A 24,143-nucleotide genomic window follows, 5' to 3' on the forward strand; every position below is an offset into this window, starting at 1 on the left:
ATCATTGTAGGCTAGTTTAAACTATTGCTAACATTGTGCGGCCGGACCGATAAATGCATACCCCGTCATGCTATGACATGTCTCGCCTCGCGATCCGCCTTCCAGGCAGCAGTTTTTTGAACCCTGTTAAGGCCTGGGTCGATCCTGACTTTGCGGACTCAATCCTCTTCCCCGAGATGGGTCTTCTCGAAGAACTCCTGTATCTCCCATTCGGCGAGGCGGTCCCCCTCCTCGTCCCGGAGGGTAAGGCCAAGTGTCCTTATGTGGTCGTTCAGAGTCCGTCTTGCCTCTCGGTCGCCGATGAACTGGGTTATGAAGATGTCCTTGCCCTTGGTGCGTGCCTTATAAGCCGCCCTCATCTCCACCCCTTCGAAGATGACGTTGCAGGTGCAACCGAACCTGGTCCTGATCCAGGGATATTGGAGGTAGAATGCCAGGTTATCATCGGAGGTGAGGACGAACCGATCCGGGGCCTCGATGCCTTTGATGGAATCGACATCCTCCGCCAGCATCCAATGCATGGTATCGTCCCCTTCCAGCAGGAACCCTTTGACCAGGAGGCCGTCCAGTTCCAGCCCGGCCAACATCGTGCGGAGCTCGCGCATCGGCATGATGAATCCCAGGAATCGGGACAGGTTCTCCGCGCTGAATATGCCATAGTTGCGGAACGCCATCCGCATCAGCTCCTTCTTGGCCTCGTGTTGATCCATCCCATTGTCCGGGACCGGCCTGAGAAGGCCGTGCGCATCCGCATACACGATCGTCGAACGGAGCAGCGACCTGAGCGCGTCATAGCTGCGGCGATGCCCGACCGGAGACAGGTCGAAGAGCTTGTGCTTACTGATGGGCGCCTCCTCCTCGATTATTCGAAGCAAATTGGCCATGTCCGCCGAGAGCGTCTCGCTGCGCACCTTTCGGTAGAGGGCGGCATGTTCCAGAGAGGTATAGGTGGCATATTCCGGTATGGCCCACACCTTGATCAGGTTTCCCTGTTCGGCCAGCTTCTTGAGCGGGATCCGCACCTCGGACCGCAGGTAGGCAGCGGCATCCGAGCGCAGACCGCCTATGTACCGGACCGCCTCGATCTCGTCCGGGAACCTTCTTCCGGCGCCGATGTGCTGCTTGCCTATCAGGTAGGAGATGAAGTCCCTCTCGCTCACCTGAAGGGGCACCATGTTCCCCTTGGCATACATGCCGTCCAACTTGATGTATCCCCTCGACCGGAGGATGTTCGAGGTCTCCTCGTCCAGGTCGTTCACCGGGGTGCCGAGGACCTCCCGGATGCGGACCACGTCATATCCTACCAGCCCATAAAACTTCATCATCCCGTCGATGGCTTCCAGTGCGTCAGGGAGCATCTTGGGGTCTTCCAGGTCGAACGAGCGGACCTCGGTGCAGCCGCTCATCTCCCACTTTTCAATGGCGCCCACCAGCCGGCCGTCTGACAGGATGGGGAATATCCAGCCTTCCCCGTAGCGGGAGGCGATCTCCGCCCACATTGGCTGGACGTCCGGATCGTACAAGGACACCACCCGGACCCCTTCCTCCGAGTGCTTGAAGCGGTCCAAAGCAGGCAGCTCGTCCTCCAGCATGACCATCTCGGTGCGGGTCTCGCCCACAGATATGGTCGCCAGATCAAGCTTCCGCAGCAGCTCCCGCACCTCGCCGGACATCATGTTCAGCGCGGTGCCGATGGAATAGGGCTGTACCGGCCCGTAGGCCCGCAGGTAGCGTTCCACCATTTTCGCCGGGGCATCGCCCTGGTATTCGTTCGGGTGATAAGGGATGTAGATGTTCTCCCGCGCCCAGTCCTCCCCTTCCTCGTACTTGCGGACCAGGTACAGGTTCCTGTCCAGACGGTCCACCGCCTCCTTGAGCACCTCCTTGTCCATGTCCAGAATGGACGCCAGCTGCCTAAGGCTCAGCCCTCCGCAGAGCTCCAGCTCGCGGAGTATGGTGTTGTCCAGACCGCTCAGCTCGGAACTGCGGAACATCGCTGCGTACATCGGCCCGTCTTCCGCCAGAACATAGCGGACCCTTCCGCGCATGAAACGGCCCAGTAGCAATTCGCCGTTCCGGCGCATCTCCTGCCAGTCGTGGATGTCGAATCTCTCGACCCGGTTGAAGACGTCCAAAGGCATACCGGCCTCGCCGATGATCTGCATGCACTCCACGATGGAACGGAATGGTCCGTGCGTCTTCTGGCGCCGGTACGACTCGACCGTGCGGTTGTCGTACGATGACAGATTGCTGCTCCTGAGGCGCAGATGGTCCCGCTTCAGCATGTACTGCGTGCTCTCGGCGATGACGAACTTGCCTTCGTCCACGATGCCTTCCTCTACCAGGTCCATTATGGCGCGTTTCGTCTCCATCTCGTTAAGGTTTAGAGTATAGGCGATCTCCTCCACCGTGGCCGGGGCCCACAGTTCCAGGTACGTCGTCAGGGCGTGGTCCAGCGCCTCCTGGCGGGACCGGGGCGGGACCGTCCGGGCAATATAGGTCCATTTGCCGTCAGAGTAGCGGGGACGCTCGATCCGGAACGAGGACTCCAGGTTCCTCAGGGCCCGCTGCAGCTTGGTCGGTTCCGCCTGGGCGAACGCCTCGATCTGCTTATGGGTCCGCTCCTCGGTCAGGAACGATAGGATGCGTTGCTCCAGCTCACCGAACGGACGCTCTTTGCGCAGGACCTCAGCGTAGAAGGGCATCTGCTCGGCCGCCACGAACATGGTGTCCTCGTTGAAGACCGAGGCGATCTTCTTTTCGGCCAGAAGCTCCTCCGCCCAACGATCTATCTGTTCCCTGGACGGGGTGGCAAAGGGATACACGCTCTTCCCTTTCTCCTTGAAGATGTGCATCGGCCCGGCCCGGCGCAGAAGCTCCAAGATACCGGCCTTGTCCTCAATGGCCCCCACCTTCTGGCGGAAGTATGTGGCCACCTGCTCCTCCTCGAACTCGAACTCCTTCGCCTCTGCCCCCATCACCTTTGACAGGACCTTCCGGTGCAACTGCTTCAGCAATGAGCTCCGGTCCTCCATCAGGACTATGTCCGATGTACCGGCCAGGACGACGTTCGCGGCGAAAGGCGACGGGGTGCTGGAATAGGGGATGAACGATAGTGTCATCTCCCCTCGTTCCAATTGCTCCAGGATGCCCTTGGCGTTCTTGATGTCCATCACGTCCTCCAGTATCTCCCGGAAGGTCTCCTCGATCACCGGTACGCCCTCGGCCGATATCAGGTAGTCCAGCAGATACTGCGAACGCACCTGCTGGCGGTTCACCGACACTTCGCGTCCCTTGTAGTTGCGGAGTATCATGAAGGATCGGGCGGCGGTATGCCGGAAACGCTGCTTGAACAGCTCCGAATCCTTGACCGCCCGGCGCAGCACATTGTCCAGGTTCAGGCTGGAGACCATATCCTTTACCGACTCCAGGTCCACCCCCCTCTGCGTGGTGACCATGAAGGCGTCGTCCACGATGGAGACGGACACGTTCCCGCCCAGGCGCTGGGTCAGCTCGAATGCATAGGCTCGTGAGAGTGCGTCATTGACCCTCCTCCCGAAGGGGAAATGGAAGATCAGGGAGGAGTTGTCGGCCATGTCCCGGTAACCTTCGATCGCAAGCATCTTGTCGTCTGGGATCAGTGAGACCTTCTTCTGCTCACGGAAATACGAGAGTATCGAACGGGCGGAGCCGGTGTCGATGTCGAAATCCTCCACCAGCCACTCAATGGTCTTTCCGTCTGGGTCGTCCAGGCGCCCGGCCATCTCCCGGCGGAAACGGGCGATCTCCAGGGACAGATCGAACGAGCGCGGGAGCATCTCCCCGGACCAGGATGGAACGGTGGGCTTCCGGCCGGATGCAGACTTGACAAAGGCCTTCATGCCCTTGGCCCGGACGAACTCGTAGGAGCGTCCGCCGAGGACGAAAACGTCCCGGGTGGCCAGGCGTTCCACGAACTTCTCCGAGAGGTCGCCGATCAGCGATCCCTTTTCGGTGAAGACCTTGTAGTGCGCCTCCTCGGGGATCGTGCCCAGGTTCATGAAATAGATCATCCGGGCGCCCTTCTTCTTGCCAAATCGCATCTCCGTCTCGTCGTACCATATCTTGGAGTAGACGCCTTCGAATGCGTCCCGCGAACCCAGATAGCGCAGCACTTCCATGTACTGCTCCCGAGGCAGGTTGCGGTAGCAGTGGGAGCGCCTGATCGCCTCGAACGCCTCCTCCACTTCCCAGCGCTTTTCCAGCGACATTCCGACAATGCTCTGTGCCAGAACGTCCAGGCAGTTCTCCGGGATCGTCACCCGGTCAATGTTCCGGTCGTGTGCCGCACGGCATAGGACGGCGCATTCCACCAGGTCGTCCAGGTCGAACACCAGCATTCGGCCTTTCGGGGTCTTTCCGTGGGAGTGCCCTGACCGTCCGATCCTCTGCAGGCCTTTGGCCACGCTCTTCGGGGATCCGATCTGGCAGACCAGGTCGACGGAACCGATGTCGATGCCTAGTTCGAGGGACGTCGATGACACCACGCATCGGAGCTCGCCGTTCTTCAGCCGGTCCTCGACGTCCAGCCGGCTTTCTTTGCTGAGAGAGCCGTGGTGCGCCTCGATGCTCTCCACCCCTCGCTCCTTGAGCTTGAAGACCACCGATTCCGTGCCGCTCCTGGTGTTCGTGAAGATCAGTGTCGTCTTGTGCGCCTCGATCATGTCCCGGAGCATGTCATACATCTTGGCGTTCACGATCTCATAGGGCAGCGTCGTGATGTCCTCGGTGGGACAGATGACCTGGAGGTCCAGGCTCCTCTTCGTCTTGATCTCGATCAGGTTGCAGTCCCTCATCTGGCCATCGTCGTATCCGACCAGATAGGAGGCGATATGCTCGATCGGTGCCAACGTGGCGGAGAGGCCGATACGGGTGATCTGCCTCGTGCAGAGCGATTGAAGCCTTTCGATGGTCAACGACAGATGCACGCCGCGTTTCGAATCGCAGACCTCGTGAATCTCGTCGATGATGAGATATTCAACACTAGCGAACTTCTCACGGAACTTGGGGGCAGCCAACACCATCGCTAGAGATTCCGGCGTGGTGATGAATATGTGCGGGGGTTTGCGTAATTGCTTCTGTCTCTCCGCTTGCGAGGTATCACCGGAACGCACACCGACCCGGATCTTCGGTGCTTCCATTCCCTTCTGTACAGCCAGGTCGTTTATCTGCTGCAGCGGTTCCTCGAGGTTCTTGTTGATGTCATTGGCCAACGCCTTCAGCGGCGAGATATAGACCGCGTAGATCTTGTCCTCCAGCTTGCCTTCCTTGGCGTACTTGAAGAGCTCATTGATGATCGATGTGAACGCCGTCAGCGTCTTGCCGGACCCGGTCGGGGACGACACTAGAACGTTCTTTCTCTCATGAATGACCGGGATCGCGTATGACTGCGGTTCGGTGAGATCTTCGAACCTGGAATCGAACCATTCGGCGATCAACGGGTCCATCAGTTCCAGGAAATCCCGCTTGGCCAGCCTCTTGGTTACTCTTACCAACGACATCTTTTGCCTCTGAAATCGACTTCAATCCCGCATCATGGTATTACTATCTTTTGCCCGGTACATCGAAAATGGCTGAAGTTGTTCTGATGATACCGCCAGGTTTATCTTCACCCGACTCGGCTGTGTTCAAACGGTGATCTTATGAGATGGTATAGCTTCGGAAGGTCTGGTGTGGACTTCAACACCGAGGAATGGAAGACCTTAATGGAAGGTCCGGATGACCTGAAAAACCTGACAATGTTAGGGATCGAGGTCTATCACGACTGTGTCAGAGAGGCCGCGTTGGATCCCGATACCAGGCTGGATGATGCCGTTGAGGCCATGGCGCATGTCACCTACCACATGACCGAGGACCAGGACGATGATCTATGGACCGATCTGGTGTTCTTTCTCCAACAACGCTGGATGTATGAAGAGCAAACGTTCTGGGAATCGCCGGAAACACTGATGACCGCGAATGCCGACATTGAGAGGTCCGGTAAGAGGAACGCCATGATCGAGCTCATGCTCATCGAACAAGCACTTCGGCATCGCGTTAGACCGGCCATCCTTCGCCTCGTCTGGTGCATGATGATCAGTGCCGGGCTGAAACGGGGGATCGATCATATCGCCAAGAACGATCCGACGGGAACTCTTCTGGTGCCGACCACAGTCCTTAGGGAACTGGTCGAGGAAAGGGCGCCCGATTTCTTCGATGAGAAGGAGTTGGCCGGACTGCAGGCGCTTCTCGACCATCTCAGGCTGAGGGAAAACGGATCGACCGCTGACGAGGTCATGCGGGCGGTCTCTTGCCGAACCTTTTGGATGATAGACGGAGGGGCGATAATGGACCTGTACCTTCACCGGGAAGGGGGTTCGGAGATCGGGGAGGAGAGGATCGCGGCCTGGAGAGAGTGCGCGATCCATCTATCCGCCTGCATGTCGGCGTTCAACGTGATGCTGGTTGGGATGATCACGGCCAAAGGGATCGATGTCAGGCCTGAGCTGTTCCGAGACAAGATAGACCAGAAAAAGAAAAAACAGCCTTCGCTGACCGCCGCCTCTCCCTGAATAAATGAACTATGCTGCTTAGTCGGATTGGAATAATAGGGTCCGAATCCTTAATATCGGCAATGGGGTCTTAATGTGCATGCCTTTTTCGCATGCATGGGGGTAATGTTATGAAATGGGTAACCAGGGAAAAGGCGAAGGTGGACAGGATTGCCTGCCCGTGGCTGATCCGCCGGTTCGTGGATGCCGATGCGGTTTTCCTCTTTGTTGCGGCCGAAAAGGTCCTGGAAGTGTCTAAAAGAGAGAATGCCACCCCCTTCGATGTACCCAATGTTGAGCTGGGCCATCACGGGGACAGATGCTCGTTCGACGCGATACTGGAGAAGTTCGCATTGAATGATCCAGCATTGCTGGAAATGGCTTTGATAGTGCGCGGTGCCGACATCCAGATGCCGTCGCCACCGGCCGAATCGGCCGGCATGGCAGCCCTGGCCGCCGGGTTCAGGTTCGTGGCGAAGGATGATTTCGAGAACATGCGACTGCAGTTCCCGGCCTACGATGCCTGGTACGCCTACTGCAAGGCAAAGGTCGCCAATCGCGATTGAGGATCTGGGCATGTCGATCAAGGGCGGTCAAGGAAGGTTCCTACTGGTCCTGGGGGCGGTGGCGGCGTTCGCCATCCTTTCCTCCACGATGTCCAAGAACCCGGCCCTGCCCCTGCTGGCAGAACATATCGGGGCCAACGCCGAACAGGTAGGCCTGGTGGCGGCGATAAGCCCGATCCCGGGGATCCTCGTCTCAAGCATCGCCGGGGCCTACTCCGATCGTAAAGGGAGGCAGAGGATACTGACCTACTCCCTGCTGATCTTCGCCACCGCTCCGTTCCTCTACCTGTTCGTGACGAACGTCTATGAACTGGCGGCGGTCAGGTTTTACCACGGCTTCGCCACCGCGGTGTTCATGCCGGTGGCGATGGCGGCCATAGCGGACCGCTATTCCAAGGAGGTGCGCGGCGAAAAGCTGGCCACCTATTCCTCGGCCACCATGGCGGGTCGGTTCGTGGCCCCATTCCTGGGAGGCGCGTTCCTTTATCTGGCCAATTTCGCCGACCTGTACCTCACCTGCGCCATCACCGGGATGGTGGCATTGGTGATGTCGGTTCTGATCCCATGGAAGGAGAGCCACCCTGTCGCGGCGAGGCACCTGCCTGAGGGAGGGATGTGGAAGGCGTTATCGTCGGTGGCAAAGGACCGCCGCATAATGATCACCTCCTCGATGGAGGGCATGCAGTATTTCGCCATGGGGGCGTTCGAGGCGTTCCTGCCGCTCTATTGCCTTTCCATCGGCCTCAATGGCCTGGAGATCGGTGCAGTGATGGGCATCCAGGTGGTCAGCATGCTTCTGGCCAAACCGGTCATGGGCCGTATCTCGGATAGGCATGGCCGAGAGCCGGCCATATGCGTCGGACTGCTGATGGGCTTCGTGGTGATAACGGCCATGCCGATGGTGAGCAACATAGGGCTGCTCATGATCCTCTCCATACTGTTCGGCCTAAGCGTCGCGACGGTGACGGCGTCCACATCAGCCCTGGTCTGCGAGTACGCCGGGACCTCGGCGCACGGCTCGGCGATAGGCGTGCTCAGTTCGGTCATGGATGTGGGGCATTCGGCTGGCCCGCTGATAACAGGAGTGGTTGTCGGCCTGATCTCTTATCAGGCAGGTTTCGGACTGGCCGGCCTGGTCCTCCTGGCCGGGGCGATCGTTTTCGCACTGGGTGTGTGGAAAGGAGGTCCGCCGACGAAGAACGGGCATTGTGACGCCTGACCATCAGAGGTATTTTAAAATAGGGAGGGCTCAGACGCTTATTCATGAAGACATCAACGATCATAGGCATCGTCTTGGTCGTGGTTATCATCGTCATCGCTGGCGTTTATGTTGCAACGCAGAACAACAATAACAGCGGGACGACTCCGGTGGGAGACAACCCAGTGACCATATCCAACTTTGCATTTTCACCGAACCTGATCATCGTGCATGTGAACGACACCGTTACCTGGAAGAACAACGATGGCATAACCCATACGGTGACGTCAGACGCAAATTCGACCAAGGTGTTCGACAGCGGCAACCTGGGGGCGGGTTCCACATTCTCGGTGACGTTCACCGTTGCGGGGGATTATTGGTACCACTGCACCATCCACCCCAGCATGGCCCATGCGATCGTCCGGGTCCTTCCTCAGACGACCGGATGAGGACAGCCTGCAACGAGAACTCCCTTCGGAATTGGTGAGTTCTCACAAAAACGTTTTACGTAGAATTGCCCATGTGCAGATAAGATGAAAAGAATAGCGACGCTGTTGCTGACGGTCGCGCTCCTTATCAGCGCCATCCCGGTCCTGACCGCCCCGGCATTGTCGGCCACGGTGGAACAGGGGTTCCAGGGCACGGTTCTTAACGAAACCGGCGCCCCCATGTCCGAGGTGGTCATCACCGCCCGGAACACCACCACGGATTCCGCGCTGACCACTTTTACGAACAGTGCCGGAGCCTTCGCGCTCAACACTCCCAATGGCACATACAACATCTCAGCGGGGTTGTCGAATTACCGGTCCAACATCACCTATGTGGATAAGACCATCATATCGGGCCAGGCGGTGGAGCTCAACTTCACTATGACAGAGATCCTGGGATCCCTGAACGGGTTCGTCACCGATGGCAAGGCACCGGTGAACGGCGTGACCGTCGTCATGGCGAGCGACCATTATAACTATACGGCCGTGACCGTGGCGCCGTTGGGCGAGTACCGGATCAGTAAGATTCAACCGGACACATACGTGGCCAATTTCACCAAGTTAGGCTATGACCGCACCAACTCCCTCCCCCTGGTGATAAAACGGGGGGTCATCAAACTGTATAACGCCTCCATGCAGGCACAGCCCTGCACGCTTTTCGGCCAGGTGACCGAGAACGGCAATCCGCAGGACGGCGTGACCATAACCGCAAGGGGGCAGGACACTCTGTGGACTGGCACCACCGACGCCAAGGGCAATTACAGTATCCAGCTCACAGCTGATTCCTACACCGTAACGTTCACCAAGAAGGACTTCAACGCCAAGGATGTGTCCATATCGCTGGCACCTTTTGAGGACCGACAGCTTGATGTCTCGATCCTCAAGTCCAAGAACAATAACACCTCGGCGTACCTGTTCGGGTTCGATTTGCCTCACTCTCTGATGGTCATAGGTTTGATCATCGCATTGGCGACGATCTGCGCCGCATTGTTCGTCAATTTCAAGGTGAGGAAGAAACCAGAACTCCTGGGCCAAGATCCCCATGATGAGAAGAGACAGGAACGGTCATAGTCCAAGGTCCTTGCGTATCCCTTCTAGGTTGACCCTGACCCTTTCGTCGATCTCGTCGTAGAGGCTTCGTCCATGGGAGTCGATGGCGACGATCAAAGGACCGAAGTCGTTGGCTTGCAGATGCCAGACCGCCTCCGGCATGCCCAGATCCAGCCAGTCGACCGATTCCACCTTGGTTATCCCTTTAGAAGCAATGATCGCAGCGCCCCCAGTGAACGCCAGGTATACGCAACCTTGTTCCTTCATCGCCTCAACGGTCGATCTCGACATCCCGCCCTTGCCGATTATCGCTCTTATACCGAACGCCTTAATGAACGCCGGCTCGATCGTGTTCATGCGCGAGCTGGTTGTGGGGCCGGCAGCAACCAGCCTCCACCCGTCCGCCTCTCGGACCATGATGGGGCCGCAATGGTAGACCGCGATGCCCTGGAGATCGAAGGGTAGCGGTTCTCCCCGCTCATGCATCTCCAGCGCCCGCATGTGCGCTTCATCCCTTGCCGTAAGGACCGGCCCGGACAGCAGAACCTCTTCCCCTGCGGCCAGCGAACGGACGGTGTCCTCTGATAACGGCGAAACCACCCTCTTCACCAGAACCCCTCCGTCGAGAAAACCGCACGACCATCCGGATATAGCCTGACCGATGCCCTTCTGGCCGCCCAGCATTGCAGGCTGATCGCGACAGGCAGGGAAGCGGTGTGGCAGGAGGCCGATTCTATGCTAACGCCCAGGACGGTGCTCTTCCCGCCCAGCCCCATCGGCCCGATGCCAGTCCGGTTCAGCGCCTCGGTCATCTCCTCCTCCATCCGCCTCAGAGATCCGTCCTCGCTCCTTTTGTGCACTGGACGTAGCAGGGCCTTCTTGGCCAGGTGGCAGGCCAGATCGGCGGTTCCGCCGATACCTACCCCGACGATCACCGGCGGACAGGGTCTTCCCCCGGCGGCCACCACGGTGTCCAGGATGAACTCCTTGATGCCCTTGACACCTTGGGACGGAGTGAGCATGCGCAGCGCCGACATGTTCTCCGAGCCCGCCCCCTTCATCATCAATGTGATATCGGTGTGGTCATGGTCGGCTGGCTCGAAATGGATCAGGGGCATCATGTCCCCCAGGTTGTTTCCCGCGTTCATCCTCGTGACCGGATCGACCACATTGGGACGCAGGGGGATCGTTCTGGTCGCCCTCTCCACACCCTTCCTTATGGCGGCAATGAGCCGCCCATCACAGCGGCCCGATATGTAGAACAACGGAAGCCCGGTGTCTTGACACATGGGCAGAAGACGCATCTCCCCCAGCTCGACGTTCTTGAGGATGGTGTCCAGCTGGACCTTGGCAACTGGCTCTGTCTCGGCTTCCCGGGCCCTTTCCAATGCCTCCATGACATCGGACGGCAAAGTGGTGGCAGCCGTCCTGAGGAGCCGGATGGTGATCTCCTCGATGACCTCATCGTCGTAATGCATCGAGGTGTGCATCGTTGCGAGAAGTGATAACATTTTGCCATATGGTCAGGGCATTTTTATAACATTTTTCATATTCACAAAGTTCATATAGCGACAGAGTCTGCTGGGACTCAAGGATGATCCCATGGAATATCCTATTGAGATAGAGAACCTGGTAAAGGACTACCGTGGAGGTTTCAGGGCGGTGGACTCACTGACACTGAAGGTACCCCATAAGGCCTTCCTTGGCTTCCTCGGACCGAACGGGGCGGGCAAGACCACCACCATCAAGGTCCTGACAAATATGCTGGTCGCGACGTCTGGAAAGGCGTCACTGAATGGAATCGACGTGACATCGGACCCGAAGATGGCGCTGGCGGACGTTGGTGCGGTCGTCGAGACGCCGGAGTTCTATCCGTATCTGACGCCGATCGAGACGTTGGAGTACCTGGGGCAGCTGAGGGGCATGTCCATGACGGACATCCGCAGGCGTTCCAAAGAGGTGCTCGAGGTCGTTAAGATGACCGAATGGCAGGACAAGCGCATCGGCAAGTTCTCCAAAGGGATGAAACAGAGGCTGGCCATCGCCCAGGCGTTGCTTCACGAGCCGAGCGTCATCGTCCTGGATGAACCGACCTCCGGGCTGGACCCGCGCGGTATGTTCGAGATGCGCGAAGTGCTGCGTGAGCTGAAGAAGGGCGACTACACCGTCTTCATGTCCTCCCACCTGATGAACGAGGTGCAGGAGGTCTGTTCCGACGTCGCCCTGATCAACCGGGGAAAATTGCTGAAATCCGGCAGCGTGGAATCGCTCCTGAGCGAGTTCCGGGGCAAGAAGATCGAGGTCCGTACCACGAAGAAAGTGGAGCCTGCCGATTTTGTCAACGCAAGCAAGATCTCGGGCGTGCAGGGGATCAACGCCCTGGGGGACAACGCCTTTACCATGGACTTCAGCGGGGGGGACGAGGAACAGGCGCGCCTGCTCCTGGACCTGCAGTCCATCGGTCTCAGGATCGTTGCCTTCAAAGAGAGCGGCATGGCGCTGGAATCGCTGTACATGTCCCTGATCAAGGATTCGAGGTGATCCAAATTGACAGATCTCTATAACATCAACAAGGACCTGAAGGTCACGGTACCGTCGGATGTCGAACAGGTCTTCCTAGTGGCCAAGTACGATATCCTGAAGCACATCCGGTCCAAGAGGTTGCTGGCGATCGGCATAATCATCGGCCTGGTGCTGGTGCTGGTCACGTTCTTGGGGACCCTCAACAACGCCGACCCTCACAACGCCGCGAGATTTGTGGGCAACTACGCAGGATTCGCGAACACCATGATCATCATAGGCGTTACCCTGTTCGCCGGGGACGCGATCGTCTCGGAGTTCCAGAACAGGACCGGCTATCTGCTCTTCCCGAACCCGGTGAAGAAATCGAGCCTGTATGCAGGGAAGTTCCTGGCATCGGTAGGCATCATGAGCCTCGTGATCGCGGTATACTATCTTGTGGCGATGGTGATAGGCCTTGCATATACCGGTAACTTCACCGAGCTGGCCATCTATTCCATGCTATTGGCGATCCTGTATGGAGCGGCAGCGACCGGACTGGCCTTCCTGATCTCGTCGGTCCTGAAGACATCCACGGCGGCGTTGGTGCTGACATTCTTCATGCTGTTCATGATCCTCTCGTTGATAACGGCGGTGGGTTCGATCGCCGGTTTCAAACCAGACGGCGAACTGACATTCGCTGGAGGGACCATCTCGTACATCATGCAATCGCCATACCCGACCGATACGGTGACCAATGTCCCAGGGGCGGGGTTCGTGCTCCACTCCTACGTACCGGATGTTGGCCTTTCCATCGTGGTGATGCTGGTCTGGCTGATCGTCACTGCGGTCCTAGGCTATGTGGCGTTCAGTCGTCGGGAAATGGTCAGCTAGTGGCGTCGACCGAAACCTCTTCCTTTCAATTTTCCATTCCTATTGAAAAAGCCAGTTCTCGGGACGGATCCGTATCCCGGAAAAGAATGGAAGAGGTGTCCGTCCCTCTCGGTCACTTCGGCAGCAGGTAAAGCTCTTCCTCATGCTGGAAGACCTTGACCGTCTCGCCCTTGGTCTTATAACGCTGCGGTTTCCTCAGCTCCACCGGTTTGAAGGTGGTGGGATGCATGATCTGCAGCTCCCGGTCCGTTTCTGTGAGAACGACCGCGTCCATCATCTCCTCACGCTTGCCGATGACCCTTGCCTCGGTCATGTCGCCGTTACCGACGGTGAACGATTCGGATGTCTTGATGTCGGTGATCTTCGTATTGGTGGTGCGGATCGCGCCCACCAGGTACATGTGCTTCCGGTAAATGACGACGTCACCGTAGCGGTATGCCGGCAAACGGATCAGGTAGGTCATACGGTATACGTCGTGCCCGTCCTTCTGGGTGAGCAGCTTGGCCGTCTCCTTGACCTCCGCCCCATACATTTCCGCAAGGTCGTGCGTGAGGGTCTTCCCCAGAGCCTGGCTGGACAGGTTGATGTCCGATCCGCCATTGGCCCCGGGGACCAGGGTGATCTTGCTGATGAACATCTCCCGGTTCTCGGCGCCGATCTCCTTGACCATCTTGGAGACCCGGTTGACGATCTCCTCCAGCTCGTTCTTGTCGAACTTCCGGTCACGGGTGCGTATCTGCAGGGTCGCCTCGTAGTAGTTCCCCTGTATCTTGGAGCATTTGCCGCACACGTTCGTCTTCACCCGTACGATGGTGTCCAGCTCCTCCCTGGTAGTGAACCCGTGATAGGTGACGGTCAGGTCCAGGTGCACGCGATAGTTGGCCTTGTCCCGGGCTATGACGGATGTCTTGATGTTATCGATGTCCGCCTCCTTCATCAGGCAGATGCCGGATATCGCCGCCTCCTGGGCCGCGATCTCGACCTTATAGCCATGCCATTTATTGTTCACTTGGAAATCTGAACAGTGGACGCACTGGAACAGGTTTACGTGGTCTGCTATCGTGGTGAAACGCTTGTTCTCCATGAAGCATTCCGAGCAGACCGACTCGATGACCTCGCCCTCTTTTCCGCATTTTACACAGAACGACATCTCAATACCTTACCATCTGGGCGTGCGGGACGCCCCCGATGATCATGACGCACTCCTCCTCTATGAAGTCGTGCTCCGCCGCGATGCGGCATACCTTCTCGCCCACGAGGTTCGCTATCGTGCATCCGCTCAGGCGGTTCACCAGCATCTCCTCGTCCGCGTCCTCGCCCTGATAGAAGCCGGGCGAGACGGCCAGCCTGAGCTCTCCCTCGCGGAACGTCTGTCCCAGGAGATGCTTGTCGCACGCCGCGACGACCACGTCACTGCCCTGTTTGTACACCCTGACGGTTATCAAATCAATTCCCGATCCTGTGTTTACGGAGTGCAACTAAACCCTGACACGCTATTATACTTTTGCCGGAACGGCCCGAGAGGGTCGGACCTTCGACTGGCTCAGTCCCCGCTGGACAGTTTGTAGAAGTCGTGGCTCGGCTCATATATGTCCCCGGCGTTGCGCAGCTTCTTCAGCGCTTCCCGCAGTTCCTGCTCGGTCAGGTTCTTCTCCGGGGCGTGCTCCAGCAGCGTCTTGAACGACACGCCTTTGCCCGGCTCGGAGTTGGAGTGTATGAGGGTACGAACGACCGCGATCTTGTTGCGGTCGGTCTTGGAGAACCCGGTCATTACCTTGTCCACGTCCATGCTGCCGGAATCGCGGGCCATCTTGTTCAGGTAGAACTCGACGATGCGCACCGCCCTGTCGGCGTCCTCCTTGGCAACGACATTGCTCAGTCTTATCCTGGCCGATGCCTCGGAAAGGCGGATGAAGGCTTCCAGCTGACGGGCGGTGATCGGTACGGAAGCGCCTTGGACCTCACCCAGCTTACGGATCGAGAGGTATTTGTCCTGGATGATCTTTCGCGCTTCCTTGCTCATCACCGGCACGTACCGCTTGGAGTGCGCCACGTACTTACGGAGGAACTCCTTGTCATAGACCGGTTTCAGTTTGTCCGTGTCCTCCATTATCTTCTTATAGTCCACGCCCAGGTCGTCCAACACGCTCAGGTCCTCGTGACGGCGCACTTCGCCCCGGACATGTCCCATGATGATGTGCTCGGCGATCCTGGTGTCCGTCTCCGCCTTCGGTTTATCGGTCAGCGCGAAGATCAGGTCGAACCTGGAAAGCAATGCTGGAGGCATATTGATCTGGTCAGAAAGGGACTCATTGTCATCGAAACGCCCATACTTCGGGTTGGCCGCGCCCAGCATGGAGCAGCGGCACTGCAATGTCGCGGTGATGCCGGCCTTGGCGACTGATATCCTCTGCGACTCCATGGCCTCGTGCATGGAGGAACGGTCCTGCTCGGTCATCTTGTCCAGCTCGTCGATGCAGTTATGGACGATGCCGCCATTGACCAGGAAGTTATGCTCGCCTTCGATCACCAGATCGTATACGTGACGCGGTCCGGCATGTCGTATCGAGACCACCGGGTTGAGCAAGATGCTGGACGCAGCAGATTGAACACCCGCTTCGCATAGAACCTCGTCGGAACCAATGCTGGTTCCCAGAGTGTTCCCTCTGCCTGATCGTACCGACCCGGAACTGAAATCTGTTGGAATCACAAGCGAATCCCCGATCTCAACCTTTCCAGCCTGAACCCAACCCTTTGGTGTCAAGATCTGGTGGTCAGATGTACAGATTATTTCATCTCCTGTCAGAAGCGTAAGGCCGATACAATCCTCAATCCCTTTGTCCAGATTCCTTATGACGCGGCCTTCGTTCCATCCTTTCCTGAAATTGATTACAATATCACCAGGACGCACTTCCTTCATCTTGGAGACCTTATTGTCCTTCAGAACGACAATCTGTTCTCCATCGATACATGCAAGACCTTTGTCTGCGAGCACGAGCGCACCTGCTTCCAGCGTCCACCTTCCATCGCCAAACTCGTCCTTCACCGCGGCGGCGGTGTTGTGCACCACGAACCCGTTCCCGATGAAGCTGTGGGCACCCTCCACGGTCAGATCGTATACGTGTTCGGGTATACCATCGACCTTCCGTTCTGTAGAAGTTACCCGGGACCAGTCCGGCTGGGAATGGTCTCCGGCAGGCCCTACCGTCATCACCTCGTCGTCCGCCGTCACGTCAGACGACCGGATCCATGCCGGATCCTCACCTATCCGGCTTAAAACCTGCGTCTCCGGGGTCAACGTTATCGACTGCCCAGACTCCTCTTTGAGTTCCACAAGAAATGAAGGGGTGGCTATGCGGAAGACTGACGATACTGGCCTAGTGACCGGCAGACCGTCGGCAGACACCGTTTTAAGGCCGTTAACACCCACTTCCTGCCGATATACGCCTTTTTCGACTTCCGTTGGAGATTTGATCCTGCTTTCCACGAACTCCCCTATCTCGATAAGCTTCCCTTTCACCTCGATCTTGGTGTCCCCAGCGACGCAAAGTCCTGCGGCCGAGGAGGACTTGCCTGAAGCATAGATGCCTCTGGGTGCTAGCTCGGACATGTAGCGCAACAGCTGAGAGTTGTGCGACAGGATGCCGTTGGCAACGAAGATGTGGGTGTTCTCCACCTCCAGGTCATAGACGAACGGTTCCGGTGCCGGGACCTCGGTCTTCGACACGACCTTTTCGAACTGTATGCCGCGCTTCCATCCGTTGTCTTCCTGTCCGCATTCGCCCTGTCCCTTGGTGACGGCGATCTCCTGTCCGACATAGATCTTCGTTGCATGGCGCATTGCGAGCCACATGCCGTTCTGAACGAACAGCGGATGAGTCGGTGTGACGGTTATCTTCCTGCCGCTTTCGGTGACGAACTCGAACAGCCTCTTCGGCGCCGTCCTCTTCCAGGCTCTGACCGCCCGGCCAGGCTCTATGACCCCCCGTTCGGTGAAGGTCATTACCTGGATGTCGATCTCGGCATAGACCCCGTCGTCAACTTCCTGGCTGCCGAACTCGGTCAACGCCCCCTCCACCAGGTCCTTGATCCTCATACAGTTACCTGACCCGAGCATCACCTCGGAATCGCCCGTGACGCACTTTGCCACACCGGGGTCTCCGACGAGAAGGATATGGATGTCGCCCCTGACCCTAGTACCGTCATCCAACTGCTTGTGCGAGCCGCCGAACAGCTGCAATGCCATAGACTCCTTGACCTCGTCATAGCCATAGATGGTGGGGCTGATCGACTTGATGATCTTGCTGAAGACGTTGGGAGAATGGGCTTCCTGTATGATCAGTTCCTCTTCCTCCGGAGTTATGTTGACCTCTTCATACTCATGCTCCTGGAACTCCACCGAGTGCACTTCCAGGTTGATGTCGAACAATGTCGATTTATTGTTCCCCTGGGCCTTCTGCACCGAACGTAGAATGCCATTGATGACTATGCGGTCACCAGGCGATACCGTTCCCGCCAGATCGTCCTCTAGATAGCCGGTCAGCCTCTCCGGCTGGGCTCCGCCACGGAGGCCCTCCGGATTCTCCTGGATCTCAATCTTTTGGGTATCGACATAGCTGGACTCCTCGGTCAGCAATGTGAACTTGGTGCTGCCGCCGGACCGCCCGCAACCGTTCTGTTCCTTATAGCACTCCAGAGGCTCCTTGAACTGGAGCCCTTCCTGGATCTCCACTATCTTGGCAGGACAGCGGAAGCATCGGAAGACCGCTTCCACCAGTTTGGGGCGGACGTCGGTCGCCTTACGGACCAGCCCCTCTATCGCCACCAGCTTGCCCAGGTGCTCGCTTCTTAGCTTACGGACATCGACACGAGAGTCCGGCGCCAGCGCCTTGAACCTCAAATGGATCTCGTAGTTTCCCCGGGTCTGCTGCACCTGCTTGCGCACCACAGACTCACCGATGGAGAGCACGCGCTCCGGTTCCTCCAGCATGAACTGGGCCATGTCCGGGTCGAACTGGTCCAGCTCGGCATATGCGATGTTGATGGAACGTACCTCCGGATAAAGGTCGGCCACCTCCGCTACCCTAACCCGGTTCTCACTGGACTCGAAGAACTCTTCCCAACGCGCGGCGAGGTCCTCATCGGTATAATCGATCGGCAAAATGAACACCTTCTTTGGTGCAAAGAATCGTGACGGGGCGTTTGACTGCCTGCGTGATCGTTTGCTTAGAAGTGATTAGGGCAGTGGGATAAAAGGGTTATTCTTGATGTCACGCTGCACCGGAAACCATTACTGGAAAAGAGGCCGGGTTGGCGGATGACGTCTCAATTCCGCAATTGCGGCACGTAATCGGCCTGAACCTCGACCACCTCGGCGCTGGTCTCGCATTCCGAATAGCGGTCGAGGGGCTCCTGGTTCAGGATTATGAACTGCTCCCCCCAGGTGAACTTGGAAAGGATCGAACGGGCCTGGTCCTTCTCTCCCAGGATGTATAGGGTGGCTGCAAGCGCCTCCACCGAGCTGAGCATCAGGGGCTTGCCCCAATTGACCGGGTTGGCGGCCAGAAGATACGGCAATGCCCTAGGCAGGACGCTCTTCTTTAGCTGCGGCACGGCGTCGATGTTGCCCCAGGAGACGTCCAGGACCACTATCCCGTGCGTTCTGGCGCTGGGCAGGTCCTCCCGTGACACTGCCTTCTCGGCGAAGGGCCAGAGCACCACGCTTCCGTAAGGGATGCTCTTGAACGAAGACAGCTCCTGCACCAGGTTGAACTTGATCATCTTGCGCGAGGTGCACTTCTTCGGGTCGCATTGATGTTCGTCGTAAACGAAAAGTGATATCGCCATGACCTCACTGGTTCCTCATCATCTCATCGATCCAGGCCTTCAGGTCGTCCCTGGTCTTTCGAAAGACCTTCATGATCTGCTCGTCGCTTCCCTTCGCCTCGGTCGGGTCGGCGAACGATCTGTGGACATATTCGTCTCCCTCTATGAAGAAGGGGCACTCGTCCTCCGCTTCGCTACACAGGGTGGCAACGATATCGAAGTTCTTGCCGAACATCTTGTTCGCGTCCTTCGACACTTGTTTGGAGATGTCAATCCCTATCTCCTTCATCACCTTGATCGCATATGGATTGACCTTGGTGACCGACGTCCCAGCACTGGACGCCTCCCATCGATTCCGGTGGAAATGATTTACCAGTCCTTCGGCCATTTGGGACCGCGAGGAATTGTGCGTGCACATGAATAGTATGGTTCTCTTTTGCGTCTTGGCCATGGTGCTAAGCTCCAGGTCGTTTGATACTTGTTCTTTAAGGGGTTTCGTTTGGGACTGATGATCATAGCAGGGCGTACGATCATTGATGAGATCTAACGTGCATTTTGAGTTGCACTCTTATGTACCGTTTAGGCTAATACAGGATTACCCAAATCAAGGTATGTATTGGTTCCTGATGGTAAACTCGCCTTATGGCATGTCGGTCTCAAGCATCCACAGATAGGTTTATGAAAAGAAGCTGCTATGGTGACCCAGCCACTGTGATGATAAACCCAGCACTGATCATTCGATGATGAGAGACGGGCGAGCTGAGTGGCGCCGGTTTATTTCCACCAGACCCAACATCCTTTGTCAGGAGTGGTTTCACCATGTATGAGACCTTTTTTCCTCAATAGATTCAGTCTTCGAATTATCGTCTCTGGACATTGGTCACTGCGTGTAGAGAGGGCGGATTCGATTTCGGACGTTGTCATTTTGTTAGAACCAAGAATTGATATCAGTTCTATGTCCAGTTGATCCATGATTTCAGAAAACATGATTGGATCTTTAAATAAAAAAAGGTTAAGGAAAGAGTTTGATTATGCCGTTGCCTGGATCGTTATTGAGGCGACATTGTTGCTAGTTGCGGTATCCCGTAGGCTTATGGTTACTGGCCCTGGACCTGTCGCTGTAACGATAAATGAATCCCCCGCTCCAAGCGTCGTTGATCCTGCTAATGCAGGCATAATTGCAGTGGAGTTTGCACCGGCGCAAACGACCGTGAGGCTGGTGTATTTAATCGTGTTAACCGACACGGACTGCACGGTGACATTGTAGACCAAAGAACTAGTCTTGGTCGCCGTCATGGATGCAGTCGGGGTCGAACCGCCACCGGTACCGAATCCCATAACCATTACATATAGGACGGCGGCCAACACTACAGTGATCGCTACCATCAGGATGGTCGCGATGACCGGTGAGACGGCACTCTTGTCCTTTCTCATTTTCCACATTTTCTTCATCATTTTTAGTCCTCCTTAGCAGGGGTAAGCCCTGCCGGTAATTCTGTTAAACGTTGCGGGAGTATTAATTCCTCACTATCTAAAAATCAACTTTGAAGAATAGTTCTGGCCCTCATATTTTATGAAAAAAATAGATTCCACATATCCGAAATGGACGGACCTCGAAACATATAATATCTAAAAATAAAGATAGTATGCTATCACTTGATCGCCACGATTTGATCGCTAACCAATGACAACATCTCCCTCAGGTCCGGCTTGAGCTGTTCATCTACACTCAGTATCACGATATATGCACCCTTCGACTTGATCATCGTCGAAAGCACCTGCACGAACTCGCTCAAAATGTTCGTCCCATTGTTCATTGCCATTGAGTTGATCGAATCGAGGATGACAAGGCTCGGTCTTCCCTCGAGCGTCTTGAACATGTACTCGACCTTGAGGACGATGTTCTCCAGCATGGTCTGGGATTCTACATAGACGGTGTTCTCTCCGCCATCGAGGCTCTCCATGACCCCATATGAAACGCAATCGACGAAATGCATCGATTCTGTATTGATGTCCAGGGATGTCAACGCCGATGATATCGTGGACGCCGAGACCGACGACGCTATGTATATACAGTTGAGCCCTTTCTTCTTGCTGAACGTATCCACCAGTCCGGTCAGGACGTCGAAGTAGTTCTCCATGTTGATGTTCAGCACCACGCTCACCGCGGGGCCGATCTCCTCCATCTTCGCGATGACCTGGTCTTTTGCCTCTTCGGTCATATCAAAGCCCCCTGAGCAACGGCGTGAGCAGCAGCCCCAGGCTGGTCGAGTCAGTGACGTAGCGGGAACGGGAATGCGCCGCCCCGGACATCTTGACGACCTGTATGACGCGTAGGATGTCGCCCTTCCTTTCGAAGTTGCCGAGAGTGATGATCCCGTCGGCCACCACCATCTCGAACCCATCGTTCTGAGTGGTCTCCGATATCAGGATGCCGGTGCATTTCAGCTCGTATAGCAGGTTAGCCAGCCTCTTAAGGAACTCCCTTCCGGCCGACGGTTCCATTTCCATCAGCAGCGGGGTTGTCGAATCAATGACCAGGCGTTTTACCGCGCCGCCCGTTATCAAGGTCTTGATGGAGACAAGCATCTGCATAGCCCCTTCGATGTCTGTGAGTTTCCCTTCCTTCTTAGCGAACTTCATCAATTCCTCGACACCGATGGCCTTGAGTGCGCCAGATTCCATTATCTTCTTGTCGAAGAAGTCCAAGTGAGGCACCGACGTCATCAGTTTCTCGGCTGAGTGCACGGTGGATATGAGGATGCCGTTCTGGCCCGACAGCGCGCCCCTGACCAGGAATTCGATGCCCAGTGCGGACTTGCCCGAGCCGCATATCCCGGTCACAAGAACGGTTCCTCCGATCGGCAGGCCTCCGCCCATGATCCGGTCCAGACCTTCGATCCCAGTGACGCAGCGTTTCAGTTCCGCCTTCTTGGCCATCTCGGTCACCATTCGTATCATGGGATATAGGGTTTCCTGACTGATTATACGTGCGGGTACCATCGGAGAGTGGAACAAAAGGAATAATATGCAATGCGGCTTTAGAAGGCCCTATGAAACCTGTCCTCCAGGTCGCTCTGGACCTTATGCACCTAAAGCGTGCGGTCGAGATCGGTAAAGAAGCGGTCGATGGCGGTGCCGACTGGATAGAGGCCGGAACACCGCTCATCAAGAGCGAGGGTGTCGAGTCCATCCGGGCGCTGAAGAAAGCATTGCCAGGTCATGTCATAGTCGCCGACATGAAGACCATGGATGTTGGAGGGTTTGAGGTGGAGATAGCTGCCAAAGCGGGCGCAGACGTCATCACCGTGATGGGCTTGAGCGACGACGCGACCGTGGAGGAATCTTCCGCGGTGGCAGGACGTTATGGGGCGAAGGTCATGGTGGACATGATGAATGTCCCCGACAAGGTTGCCAGGGCCAAAGAGGTCGAACGTCTTGGTGCTTCCTACATATGCATTCACATGGGCATCGACCAGCAGATGAAGGGAGACTCGACGCCTACAGAGTTGGTCCGCCAGGTCGCATCTTCCGTTTCGATTCCGATCGCCGTCGCGGGGGGCATAACATCGGAGACTGCCGGTAAACTGGCCCGGAGCGGCGCATCGATCATCATAGTCGGTGGCGGTATCATCAAGACTGAGGATGTGAAGGCAGCTGCGGTCAAGATCAAGAAGGCGATCGAGAACGGCACCGTCATTCCTGCCGATTTCGAAAAAAAATATACGCAGGAGGAATTATTCCAGGCCTTTTCCAAGGTTTCCGCCCCCAATGTCGCGGACGCCCAGCACAAAAGAGGGGTGCTTAGAGGCATCCTCTCCCGCAATCCGCACGGAACGAGGATGGTGGGTCGGGCTCTCACAGTGCAGACAGTGAAGGGGGATTGGGCAAAGCCTGTGGAGGCTATAGATCATGCTTCTAAGGGGGATGTCATAGTGATCGATGTCGGTGGCGCCGATGTAGCCGTCTGGGGTGAGCTGGCATCCTGGTCCGCTAAAGTGAGGGGGGTTGCGGGCGTGGTCATCGATGGATCGGCGCGGGATATCGACGGCATCGTGGACATGGGCTTCCCTTGCTTTTCCAGATCGGTGGCTCCCGACGCCGGCGAGCCTAAAGGTTTCGGAGGCATCGGCCATGAGATCACCGTGGGAGGACAGAACGTCCGCACTGGCGATTGGATCATAGGGGACGACAGCGGGGTCGTCGTGGTCCCGCAGGAGCATGCCGTTGAAGTGGCGAACCGGGCGGTCGACGTCGCCGAGAGGGAGGACCGCGTACGGGAAGAGATCAAACGGGGAGGCACGCTCTCCTCGATCCAGGAGCTGGAGAGATGGGAACAGGTCCGCTGATCAATCTCCACACGCATACCGTCTATTCGGACGGTGATTTTCTGCCGGACGACATCGTCAGGAGGGCCTATCAGGGCGGCCTGACGCACATCGCCATAACCGACCATTTCGAGACCGTGAAGGTGCCGTCGCCGCTCAAGGCAGAACACTTCGAGCGTTATATGAACAATCTCGACGCGCTCAAGGAGATGTACAAAGGTAAGATCAAGGTCCTGGCCGGAGTGGAGATCGACACCAATCCAACGCGCTGCGATCTGGAATCGCTCCCGGTCGACCTGATCAACCGATTGGATGTCGTTCTATTCGAGTATGCGAGCGATCCGATGAACGGAGGCTGCCAGCTGGAAGGTCTGGAGGACTTCAGGAAACAGCTCACTAGACCGATCTGCGGGCTCTGCCATTGGGACATGGACCGGATATTCCCACACCGGGACCCGAACGAACTGGCCAACACCCTCAACGTGATGGACCTGTTCGTGGAGATAAGCACCTCCCCGTTCTATACGCGTGATGGCCTCCCCTATTTCCAGCATGCAGAACGCTTCTACCGCTCGTTCCCGGGAAAGGTCAAGGTCTCCATCGGCACTGACACACACAGACGGATAGACGAAGTGGTGAACCTCAAGGTGGGCCAGGAATTCGTCAGAAGGATAGGGCTGGAAAAGGATGTCATTATTCAATGACTGAATGATCGGGGGCATCCG

20 protein-coding genes are annotated in these 24,143 nt (G+C 56.9%); 9 read left to right on the top strand and 11 right to left on the bottom strand.

Annotated elements, in window-relative coordinates:
- Positions 1–158 precede the first annotated feature (158 nt).
- Complete coding sequence (locus VGK23_08465; protein ID HEY3420569.1) at positions 159–5,540, bottom strand: ATP-dependent helicase; 5,382 nt, start codon at positions 5,538–5,540, stop codon at positions 159–161.
- Positions 5,541–5,681: 141 nt separating this feature from the next.
- On the opposite strand from VGK23_08465, the gene VGK23_08470 reads away from it, so the two are divergent.
- The 5 genes from VGK23_08470 to VGK23_08490 all read left to right on the top strand — a co-directional run bounded on the left by VGK23_08470 (position 5,682) and on the right by VGK23_08490 (position 9,892).
- The gene (locus tag VGK23_08470) at positions 5,682–6,590 is read left to right on the top strand and encodes a hypothetical protein (protein ID HEY3420570.1); all 909 of its coding nucleotides are present in this window, start codon (positions 5,682–5,684) and stop codon (positions 6,588–6,590) included.
- Between the two features lie 110 nt (positions 6,591–6,700).
- The gene (locus VGK23_08475) at positions 6,701–7,135 is read left to right on the top strand and encodes a chromate resistance protein ChrB domain-containing protein (GenBank protein HEY3420571.1); all 435 of its coding nucleotides are present in this window, start codon (positions 6,701–6,703) and stop codon (positions 7,133–7,135) included.
- A gap of 10 nt (positions 7,136–7,145) precedes the next feature.
- The gene (locus tag VGK23_08480) at positions 7,146–8,354 is read left to right on the top strand and encodes an MFS transporter (protein HEY3420572.1); all 1,209 of its coding nucleotides are present in this window, start codon (positions 7,146–7,148) and stop codon (positions 8,352–8,354) included.
- Between the two features lie 44 nt (positions 8,355–8,398).
- Positions 8,399–8,782: a plastocyanin/azurin family copper-binding protein gene (locus tag VGK23_08485; GenBank protein HEY3420573.1), complete on the top strand. Its 384-nt coding sequence runs from the start codon at positions 8,399–8,401 to the stop codon at positions 8,780–8,782.
- Between the two features lie 84 nt (positions 8,783–8,866).
- Positions 8,867–9,892 (top strand): carboxypeptidase-like regulatory domain-containing protein, encoded by a 1,026-nt coding sequence (locus VGK23_08490; protein HEY3420574.1) that lies wholly within the window; start codon positions 8,867–8,869, stop codon positions 9,890–9,892.
- Here the strand turns inward: VGK23_08490 and VGK23_08495 are convergent.
- Both VGK23_08495 and VGK23_08500 read right to left on the bottom strand, forming a co-directional pair.
- Positions 9,887–10,480 (bottom strand): FumA C-terminus/TtdB family hydratase beta subunit, encoded by a 594-nt coding sequence (locus VGK23_08495; GenBank protein ID HEY3420575.1) that lies wholly within the window; start codon positions 10,478–10,480, stop codon positions 9,887–9,889. The genes VGK23_08490 and VGK23_08495 overlap by 6 nt on opposite strands.
- Positions 10,477–11,382 (bottom strand): fumarate hydratase, encoded by a 906-nt coding sequence (locus VGK23_08500; GenBank protein ID HEY3420576.1) that lies wholly within the window; start codon positions 11,380–11,382, stop codon positions 10,477–10,479. The genes VGK23_08495 and VGK23_08500 overlap by 4 nt, the downstream gene beginning before the upstream one ends.
- Positions 11,383–11,473: 91 nt before the next feature.
- Between VGK23_08500 and VGK23_08505 the strand changes: the two genes are divergently transcribed.
- Together VGK23_08505 and VGK23_08510 are read left to right on the top strand one after the other, a co-directional pair.
- Complete coding sequence (locus VGK23_08505) at positions 11,474–12,412, top strand: ABC transporter ATP-binding protein (protein ID HEY3420577.1); 939 nt, start codon at positions 11,474–11,476, stop codon at positions 12,410–12,412.
- 6 nt (positions 12,413–12,418) lie between these two features.
- Positions 12,419–13,264, top strand: a complete 846-nt coding sequence (locus VGK23_08510; protein HEY3420578.1) for an ABC transporter permease — start codon at positions 12,419–12,421, stop codon at positions 13,262–13,264.
- A gap of 112 nt (positions 13,265–13,376) precedes the next feature.
- Here VGK23_08510 and VGK23_08515 read toward each other — a convergent pair whose 3' ends face one another.
- The 8 genes from VGK23_08515 to VGK23_08550 form a co-directional block, all read right to left on the bottom strand.
- Positions 13,377–14,414: an NMD3-related protein gene (locus VGK23_08515; protein ID HEY3420579.1), complete on the bottom strand. Its 1,038-nt coding sequence runs from the start codon at positions 14,412–14,414 to the stop codon at positions 13,377–13,379.
- A 1-nt stretch (position 14,415) separates the two neighbouring features.
- Positions 14,416–14,709: a DUF424 family protein gene (locus VGK23_08520; GenBank protein ID HEY3420580.1), complete on the bottom strand. Its 294-nt coding sequence runs from the start codon at positions 14,707–14,709 to the stop codon at positions 14,416–14,418.
- A gap of 98 nt (positions 14,710–14,807) precedes the next feature.
- Positions 14,808–18,425 (bottom strand): hypothetical protein, encoded by a 3,618-nt coding sequence (locus tag VGK23_08525; protein ID HEY3420581.1) that lies wholly within the window; start codon positions 18,423–18,425, stop codon positions 14,808–14,810.
- Positions 18,426–18,589: 164 nt separating this feature from the next.
- Positions 18,590–19,111 (bottom strand): DUF367 family protein, encoded by a 522-nt coding sequence (locus tag VGK23_08530; protein HEY3420582.1) that lies wholly within the window; start codon positions 19,109–19,111, stop codon positions 18,590–18,592.
- Positions 19,112–19,115: 4 nt separating this feature from the next.
- Positions 19,116–19,541, bottom strand: coding sequence for an arsenate reductase ArsC (locus VGK23_08535; GenBank protein HEY3420583.1), 426 nt, complete (start codon positions 19,539–19,541; stop codon positions 19,116–19,118).
- 578 nt (positions 19,542–20,119) lie between these two features.
- Positions 20,120–20,545, bottom strand: coding sequence for a type IV pilin N-terminal domain-containing protein (locus VGK23_08540; GenBank protein ID HEY3420584.1), 426 nt, complete (start codon positions 20,543–20,545; stop codon positions 20,120–20,122).
- A gap of 197 nt (positions 20,546–20,742) precedes the next feature.
- Positions 20,743–21,312, bottom strand: coding sequence for a hypothetical protein (locus tag VGK23_08545; GenBank protein ID HEY3420585.1), 570 nt, complete (start codon positions 21,310–21,312; stop codon positions 20,743–20,745).
- A gap of 1 nt (position 21,313) precedes the next feature.
- Positions 21,314–22,051, bottom strand: coding sequence for an ATPase domain-containing protein (locus VGK23_08550; GenBank protein ID HEY3420586.1), 738 nt, complete (start codon positions 22,049–22,051; stop codon positions 21,314–21,316).
- Between the two features lie 92 nt (positions 22,052–22,143).
- On the opposite strand from VGK23_08550, the gene hxlA reads away from it, so the two are divergent.
- Positions 22,144–23,439, top strand: coding sequence for a 3-hexulose-6-phosphate synthase (gene hxlA / locus VGK23_08555; GenBank protein ID HEY3420587.1), 1,296 nt, complete (start codon positions 22,144–22,146; stop codon positions 23,437–23,439).
- Entirely contained in the window at positions 23,421–24,122 is a 702-nt protein-coding gene (locus VGK23_08560) for a PHP domain-containing protein (protein HEY3420588.1), read from the top strand. The genes hxlA and VGK23_08560 overlap by 19 nt, the downstream gene beginning before the upstream one ends.
- Positions 24,123–24,143: the final 21 nt, after the last annotated feature.

The sequence above is a fragment of the Methanomassiliicoccales archaeon genome (genome assembly GCA_036504055.1).
In the GTDB taxonomy this organism is placed as follows: domain Archaea; phylum Thermoplasmatota; class Thermoplasmata; order Methanomassiliicoccales; family UBA472; genus DASXVU01.